This is a genomic window from Bradyrhizobium sp. NAS80.1 (assembly GCF_001908205.1).
In the GTDB taxonomy this organism is placed as follows: domain Bacteria; phylum Pseudomonadota; class Alphaproteobacteria; order Rhizobiales; family Xanthobacteraceae; genus Bradyrhizobium.
Map to the genome: position 1 here is coordinate 1 of NZ_LGHL01000523.1, position 636 is coordinate 636.

1 protein-coding gene is annotated in these 636 nt (G+C 57.2%); it reads left to right on the top strand.

Going from position 1 to position 636, the window contains the following annotated elements; all coding sequences use genetic code 11:
* Positions 1–143: 143 nt before the first annotated feature.
* A partial coding sequence (locus tag AC629_RS44645; RefSeq protein ID WP_349531774.1) for an IS4/Tn5 family transposase DNA-binding protein occupies positions 144–636 on the top strand: 493 nt, incomplete at its 3' end.

Consider the following 636-nt stretch of genomic DNA (forward strand, 5'->3'; position numbering starts at 1 on the left):
TTAGAGTATTCGTCCGGTGACGCTTTCAATTACCCACAAGTGCCTGATTCAATTGCGGGAGGCTTCGATCGAAGAATCTTGAATCGGATGAATCGCTTGTGATTCATTGTTGAGCACCTGAATCGCGAGCGCGAGGTGCCATCATGTGTTCGAGCGGTACGACATCTCGTCGGTCGGTGGGGCCGGATGGTTCCCAGGATGATCCTGATGAAAGCGCCGTCGAACACTGGACTGAGCGCGAGATCGACAAGACGGCATTCAAAGACGCCCGTCTTGGTCAACGATTTGGCGAGCTGTTGAGGCAAATCGGAGATGGCATGGGCGAGAGTATACCGTTCGCGTGCCAAGACTGGGCGAGCACTAAGGCGGCCTACCGCTTTTTCGCCAACGAGCGCGTGGAGGAAGCCGACATTCTCAGCGGCCACTTCGCCGCCACGCGCATGCGTTACGATGATTGCACAGGTCCAATTCTCCTCATCCAGGACACGACGGAATTCTCCTATCAACGCGCGAACACGAGCGCCATCGGCCTGACCAAAAGCGTCAATAGCGGCCGTGACAAAGGCGGCCGTTGGCGCCATCACACGGTCTGCGGAATGCTGATGCATTCCAGCCTCGCAGTGACCGTCGAGGGCC